The 7,846-nt window shown below is 74.4% G+C and carries 2 protein-coding genes; both read right to left on the reverse strand.

The window, feature by feature from the left end:
* Positions 1-6: 6 nt before the first annotated feature.
* A complete protein-coding gene (locus ACFLIM_RS45865) occupies positions 7-4,791 on the reverse strand; it encodes a beta-ketoacyl synthase N-terminal-like domain-containing protein (RefSeq protein WP_393176370.1) in 4,785 nt (1,594 codons plus the stop codon).
* Positions 4,792-4,820: 29 nt separating this feature from the next.
* On the reverse strand, positions 4,821-7,846 hold a 3,026-nt coding region (locus ACFLIM_RS45870), incomplete at its 5' end, for a type I polyketide synthase (protein WP_393176372.1).

Consider the following 7,846-nt stretch of genomic DNA (forward strand, 5'->3'; position numbering starts at 1 on the left):
CCGTCCTCATTTCCGGTTGCTGGAACGGGCCCGGCGTCGCCGCTGCCCCCGCGCCGAACTGGTGGTGAGCGTCTCTTGCGGGTCCGCGCCGCCGTCGCCGTCGAGCGCGGCGGCGAGCTCGGCGACGGTCGGGTGCTCGAACAGCACCGCCGGCGCCACGGGGCGGCCGAGCTCCTTCTCGATGGCGAGCACCATGGCCATCCCGAGCAGGGAGTTGCCGCCGAGGTCGAAGAACGGGTCGTGCACGCCGACCCGGTCGATGCCGAGGTAGGCGCCCCACAGCTCGGCGATCCCGGCCTCGGACTCCGTTCGCGGCGCCGCGTAGTCGGTACGCAGCATCGGGCGCGGGAACCGTTGCCCCTGGGGCACGACGGCAGCCGCCCCGACGAGGTCGCCCAGGTCGAGCATGGCCGACCAGGCGCGCAGGACCTCGCGCAGCGGCTGCCTGACCGCCATGACGCTGCCGTGTCCCCCGGCGATGATCCGGTCGAGGAGCGCGCATCCGGCGTCGTCGGCGAAGCCGTAGCGGGCGCGGTAGTCCGCCACCCGGCCGGCCAGGCCGCCGGTCGCCTTGAGCCCTTCGGCCTGCCAGACGTCGTGCTGCCACGGCCCCCAGGCGACCGACACGACCCGGGTGGAGGGGGCGGTGGCGGCCAGCGCCTGGCCGTACGCGTCGAGCAGGGTGTTGGCGGCACAGTAGTCTGCCTCGCCGACGCCGCCGTACGCGGTGACGGCGGAGGAGTAGAGCACGAGCACCTCCGGCCGCTCGTCGGCCGGGGTGCGGGCGCTGACCAGCTCGGCGAGCGGTCCCATGGCGAGCACCTTGGGCGCGAGCACCCGCCCGGCCTCGGCGGGGGTACGGCGGCGCAGCATGCCCCCGGCGGGCAGCCCCGCGGCGTGGATCACGCCGTGCAGCCCGCCGAAGTGCTCGCGCGCGCTGCGCAGGGCGGCGCGCAGTTGACTCGGTACGCCGGTGTCGGCGGTGAGCGGCAGCACCTCGACGCCCGCCGCCTCCAACTCGGCCACGTCGCGAAGAGTCTGCGCGACCCGCCCCTCGTCCGGTCCGGCCACGACTCCGGCGGTATCGCCCTGCGGGGCTCCCTCGCGGGCCAGCGGGGTGCGGCTGACCAGGGCGAGGCGGCGCACGCCGGCTCGGGCCAGGTGTTTGGCGAGGGCCATGCCGAGGCCGCGGGTGCCGCCGGTGATCAGGTACGCGCCGTCCTCGCGCCACGTCTGGGGTGGCTGGGCGGGGGCCTCCGTCCAGCCGCGTACCCAGCGACGGCCCCGGCGCCATCCGGCCAGCGGGTCGGGTGCCTCGGGGGTGGTGTCCTCGTCCGGCCGGGACAGGAGCTCGTGGGCGACCTGCGCGGCCGTGACCGTGGCGGAGGAGCCCGCCTCGGCGTCCAGGTCCACGCCGCTCCAGGTCAGCCCGGCGTACTCGTGCCTGGCGGCGCGGCCGAGACCGTGCCCCAGCGACTGGTGCGGGGCGGGAACGTCGCCGCCGAGGATCTCGGTCGCTCCCCGGCTCACGGTCAGCAGCCGTCCGGGCCGCTCGCCCAGCGCCTGCACGGCCAGCATGAGGCTGTCGAAGCCGTGCCCGACCGCGTCCCGCAGTTCGTCGTCATCGGGCATCCCGGCGGAGGAGACCAGACTCCACAGGTGGGCCACGTGCACCGGGCCCGGTGGGAGCTCCGCGAACACCTCCGCGTAGTGCTCGGGCACGGCCGGATCGATGGTCAGGCGGCGCCCCTCGCGGCGCGGCCCGGACCCGGGCACCACCTCCACCACGGGCGTTCCGGACGCGGCGGCCAGGTCGGCGAGCGCCGATCCGACTCCCTCGGGGTCGGCGAAGACGACGAGGGGGCCGGGCAGGTTCAGGGCGGTGGGGAGGGCGCCGGAGGCCGGGTCCCGCCGCCAGGTGGGCACGAAGGTGAAGTCGGTGGGCTCGGCGGGTTGCTGGGTGTGCGTTACCTCGGGCTCCTGTGTGGGCTCCGGCCAGAAGCGGGTTCGCTGGAACGGGTAGGTCGGCAGGCTCAGCACGCGGCCCCCGCTCGGGCGGGTGCGCTCCCAGGACACCCCGACGCCCAGCTCCCAGAGCGCGGCGCACGAGGCCAGCAGCTCGGCGTGGGCGTCGCGGGGCTGCCCCGCCGTCCAATACGGGGGCAACGTCCCGAGTACGGCGGCGGGCCCGCCGGTCAGGTTCTGCCGTACCAGCCCGCCCAGGGTCTGGCCCGGTCCCAGCTCGACGAACGCGGTCACGTCCTGGCCCAGGCAGTGCCGCACGCCGTCGGCGAAGCGGACCGTGCTGACCAGCTGGTCCGCCCAGTACGAGGTGCTGGTGGCCTGTTCGGCGGTGAGCGGTTCACCCGTGAGGTTGGACACGATGGTGACGGCGGGCGCGTGCCGCTGGACCGTCTCCAGCACCGCGACCAGCTTCTCCCGCGCGGGCTGCAGCAGCACGGAGTGGAAGGCGTGCGCGGACCGCAGCGGGCGACAGGCCAGGCCCTCCCCGGTCAGTACGGCGGTCGCGGCCTCGATCTCCGCCGGCAGGCCGCTGAGCACGGTCATCGCCGGGCCGTTCCGCGCGGCCACGTCCACCTCGACCCCGGCCGCGGAGAGCGCGGCGCGGATGCGGTCCTCGGGGGCGGCGACCGCGACCATGCGGCCCGCGGGCACCGCGCTGATGAGGTGCGCTCGTTCGACGACCACGTGCAGGGCGTCCTCCAGCGTGAACACGCCGGCCAGGCAGGCGGCGACGTACTCGCCCAGGCTGTAGCCGATGAGCAGGTCCGGGGTGACGCCCCAATGGCGGAGCAGGCGGGCCAGCGCGTACTCGACCGTGAAGAGGAAGGGGTGTGCGACGGCGGCGTGGCCGAGCGGGTCGTCGGCGGGCGGGGCGTCGCTTCGGCCCAGCAGGGCGGCCAGGTCGGCGGGGCGGTCCGCGGTGGGGGCTCCGGGGGTGAAGAACGGGCGCAGGTCCACGCCCGAGCGCTCGCGCACCAGGTCGACGCACTGGTCGACGGCTTCGGCGTAGACGGGCTCCGTGGCGTACAGCTCGCTGCCGAGGCCGGCGTACTGGTCGCCTACTCCGGGGAGCAGGAAGGCGATGCGGGGGCGGCCCTTGACGCGGTGCCCGCCGCCGTCCTCGGCGGTGGCGCGCAGCCGCCGCACCGCCTCGCCGAGGTCCCCGCAGACCAGGGCGCGGCGGTGGTCGAGCTCGGCGCGGCCGGTCTGGAGGGTGTGGGCGAGGTCGTCCAGCGCCGTACCGGGACGCTCGGTCAGCCAGCCGGCCAGCCGGGCGGCCTGCTCCCGCAACGCGACGGCACTGGCCGCCGACACCGGCAGGACATGCCCGCGAACGGCTGGGGCGTCCTCAGATACAGCGCTCTCAGATACAGTGGCGAGCTTCGCCGCCGATTCCAGGATGAGGTGGGCGTTGGTGCCGGACAGGCCGAAGGAGCTGACGCCCGCCAGTCTCGGGGTGTCACGGGACGGCAGCGGGACTCCGGTGGTGACCGGCTGGACGGTGCCGTCTTCGGGGATGGCGACGGCCGGGGTGGTCAGGTTGAGGCTGGGCGGGACGAGGCCGTTCTCGAGGATCAGCACGGTCTTGATGACGCCGGCCACTCCGGCGGCGGCCTGGGTGTGGCCGATGTTGGTCTTGACCGCGCCCACCCGGAGCGGACGCTCCGGCGAGCGGGCGCCGAAGACGTCGTGCAGCGCCGACAGTTCGATGGCGTCGCCCAGGTGGGTGCCGGAGCCGTGCGCCTCGACGTAGTCGATCTCGTCGGGCGACACGCGCGCCGCGGCCAGCGCGCGGGTGATGACGTCGGTCTGCGCGCGGCGGCTGGGGGCGGTGAGGCCGTTGCTGCGGCCGTCCTGGTTGACCGCGGAGCCGCGCAGCACGGCCCTGATGCGGCGGCCGTTGGCCAGCGCCCTGGACAGCGGCTCCAGCACCAGCACGCCGCCGCCCTCGCCCATGACGTAGCCGTCGGCCTCCTCGTCGAAGGTCTTGCACCGGCCGTCGGAGCACATCATCAGCCCGGCGCACGCCTGCAGGTACACCGTGGGGTGCAGGGTGAGGGACGCCCCGCCCGCGATGGCCAGGTCGCACTCGCCCCTGCGCAGGCTCTCGGCGGCCAGGTGGATCGCGATCAGGGACGAGGAGCAGGCGGTGTCCACCGTGACGGTGGGGCCGATCAGGTCGAGCTGGTACGCGATGCGCCCGGCGGCGACACTGGGCACCGCGCCCTGGCCCAGGTAGGGGTCGGACGCGGCCGCGTCGCCCTGCCGTTCGATCTGCAGCCTGCCGTACTGGAGCGTGTCCATGAACCCGACCAGCACGCCGGTGCGGCTGCCGGCCAGGCGGGAGGGCGACAGGCCGGCGTTCTCCAGGCCCTCCCAGGCCAGCTCCAGCAGCAGGCGCTGGTGCGGGTCGACGCGCAGCGCCTCGCGGGGCGAGAGGCCGAAGAACTCGGCGTCCCATCCGGTGACGTCGTCCAGGAAGGCGCCGTACCTGGTGTACATGCCGCCGGGGACGCCCGGGTCCGGGTTGTAGTAGGCGTCGATGTCCCAGCGGGCGGCGGGCACCTCGCGTACCGCGTTGTCGCCCCGCCGCAGCAGGTCCCAGAAGTCCTCGACCGTGTCGCCGCCCGGGTAGCGGCAGGCCATGCCGACGACGGCGATGGGCTCGTGGCGGCGTTCCTCCAGGTCGGTGAGACGCTGGCGGGTCTGGGCCAGTTCGACGGTCACGCGCTTGAGATAGGCGCGGAGCTTTTCCTCGGTCCCCAACGGAAGAGCCTTTCCGGTCGCGGTCGTGGTCACAGTTCGTTGTCGATGAGGGCGAAGATCTCCTCGTCGGAGGCTGAGTCGATCTTGTCCATCACGCCGTCGGCGGTGGCCGGGGCCGAGCCGAGCTTGGTGAGCGCGTTCTGCAGGATGGGCACGAGCCGGTCGAGGATGGCCGCCGCGTCCCCGTTGGCGCGCTCGAGCACCTGGTCGATCCGCGCCAGGGCGGAGCGGAGCAGGTCATCGGGCGCGGACTCCGGTGGGGCCAGCGAGTTGGACAGGTGTTCGGCGAGCGAGGCGACGGTGGGGTGGTCGAAGACGAGCGTGGCGGGCAGCCGCAGGCCGGTGTCGGTGTTGAGCCGGTTGCGGAGCTCGACGGCGGTCAGGGAGTCGAAGCCGAGTTCGTTGAAGGGGCGGTCCACCTCGACGTTGTCGGTGCTGCCGTGGGCCAGTACCGCGGCCACGTGGGCCTGGACGGTTTCGGTGACCAGGCGTAACGCGGCAGGTCTCGGGAGCGCGGACATGCGGTCGGCGAGGGTGGCGGGCGCCGCCGCCTGGGTCGCGGGGGCCGCCGTCTGGCGCGGCGCGCGTACCAGGCCGCGCATGATGGGCGGCAGGTCGCCGTTCTCGGCTCTGGTACGCAGTCCCGCCCCGTTCCAACGGGCGGCCACCACGACCGGCTCGGCGCTGACCAGGGCGGCGTCGAACAGCCCCAGGCCCTGTTCGGCGGAGAGCGGGGCGATGCCCGCCCGCGCCAGCCTGGCGAGGTCGGCCTGGCTGAGGCCGCCGGTCATGTCGGAGGCGGTGTCCCAGAGGCCCCAGGCCACCGACACGGCGGGCAGGCCCAGCTCGTGGCGGTGCGTCGCCAGCGCGTCGAGGCAGGCGTTGGCCGCGGCGTAGTTGCCTTGTCCGGCGTTGCCCAGCACGCCGGCCAGGGAGGAGAACAGCACGAACGTCGACAGCGGCCGATCGCGGGTCAGCTCGTGCAGGTGCCAGGCGGCATCGGCCTTCGGCCCGAGCACCGACGCCATCCGGGCCGGGGTGAGGTCCGCCACCAGGGCGTCGTCCAGGATTCCCGCCGCATGCACGACCCCGGTCAGTGCCGGCACCGAGGCCAACGCGGCTGCCAGGGCCTCGCGGTCGGAGACGTCGCAGGCCGTCACGGTGACATGCGCGCCCAGCTCTTCTAGCTCGGCAACCAGGTCCTGCGCGCCGGGAGCAGCCGGGCCGCGCCGGGACAGCAGCAGCAGGTCGCCTACCCCGTGCCGCTCCACCAGGTGCCGCGCCACCAGAGCGCCGAGGCCACCGGTGCCGCCCGTCACCAGCACCGTCCCTGACACGTCCGTCGAGGGCTCGGTGACGGCCTTGCGGCGGGCCAGGCGGGGCACGAGGAGCTTGCCTTCGCGTACCCGTATCTGCGGCTCGTCTGCGGAGGCGAGCCGGCCCCAGTCGGTGTAGCCGTCCTCGACCTCGGCCAGCGTGAACCGGCCCGGCTGCTCCGACTGCGCCGAGCGCACCAGGCCCCACACCGCCGCGCCCGCCAGGTCGCCCGGCCGGGTGACGAACATCAGGGGAACGTCGTCCGGCTGAGCGGCGATGGCGTCCAGGACACGGGCGGTCAGCTCTCTGGCGGCGGCGGTCACGTCCTGTTGTTCGCTCACGCAGGGGATCACGACCGGGTCGGGGGCTCCGGCCGCGGAGGGAGAAGCCTCCACCCAGTCCACGCCATACGGGGTCAGGGTGGTGGTGGCGCGGGAGGCGGCGGCCCTGGTGCGCAGGGCGTCGATCGAGAGCACCGAGGCGCCGGTGGGATCGGCCGCCTCCACGACGGCGTCCTGTCCCGTGGTGGCCAGCCGTACGCGGAGGGCCGGGGCCCGGGCGGTGTGCAGCCGCACCCCGCTGAAGGCGAACGGCAGGCGCAGTTCCTCGTCGTCGCGGGACAACACCAGGGGGTGGAACGCGGCGTCCAGGAGGGCAGGGTGGATGCCGAAGCCCGCCACGTCCACTCCGTCGGGCGTGACGACCTCGGCGTACAGTTCCTCGCCGATACGCCACAGGGCGCGCAACCCCTGGAAGGCCGGGCCGTACTCGTAGCCCTGTTCGGCCAGGCGCTCGTACCCGTCGGCGATGTCCACCGGAGTCGCGCCGGGCGGCGGCCAGGCGGTGGCCCAGCCGTACGGGGCGGCGGCGGTGGCGTCTTCGGCGAGGATGCCTGAGGCGTGCCGCTGCCAGCCGTCGGCGTCCGCCGGGCGGGCGAACACGGCGACGGGACGGCGTCGTTCGGCGTCCGGAGGGTCGAGAGTGACCTGGATGGTGACCGTGCCGGTGTCGGGCAGGTACAGCGGGGTCTCGATGATCAGCTCGTCGAGGCGGTCGCAGCCCGCGTGGGCGGCGGCCTCCAGCGCGAGTTCGGCGAACGTGGCTCCGGGCAGCAGCACGCCGCCCGCCACGGCGTGGTCGGCCAGCCAGGGCGCGGTCCTGCGCGAGAGCCGGCCGGTGAACACGAACCTGTCGTCGGCCACGGACACGACGGCGCTGAGCAGCGGGTGGCGTGAGCCGTCGATGCCCGCGCCGGGCGGGCGGCCGGTCGCCAGGCCGTCACCGAGCCAGTAGCGGTTTCGCTGGAAGGCGTAGGTAGGAGGCTGACCCGCCGGACCCGGCCCGGTCGCCAACACCAGCGGCCACGCCACCGGCGCACCCAGCACCCACGCCTGCGCCAGCGAAGCCAGCATCCGGTGAGGGCCGCCCTCACCTCGCCGTAACGAGCCGCACACGCCGGCGTCCAACCCGACCGCCCGGCAGATGTCCTCCACATCGCCCACCAACACGGGATGCGGGCTGACCTCGATGAACACCGGCCTGCTCACCGCCGCAGCGGCAGCTTGCACGGTCTGCTCGAACAACACCGGCCGGCACAGGTTGTCCACCCAGTACCGGCCCGACAACCCCGCCCCATCCAGCAGATCGCCGACCACCGAAGAGCAGAACGCGACCTCACTATCTGCGGGTTGCACGCCGGCCAGCGCCGTTTCCAGCTCCGCAGCCAGCACCCGCATGT

It is taken from the genome of Nonomuraea marmarensis (assembly GCF_043197025.1).
GTDB classification, from domain to species: domain Bacteria; phylum Actinomycetota; class Actinomycetes; order Streptosporangiales; family Streptosporangiaceae; genus Nonomuraea; species Nonomuraea marmarensis.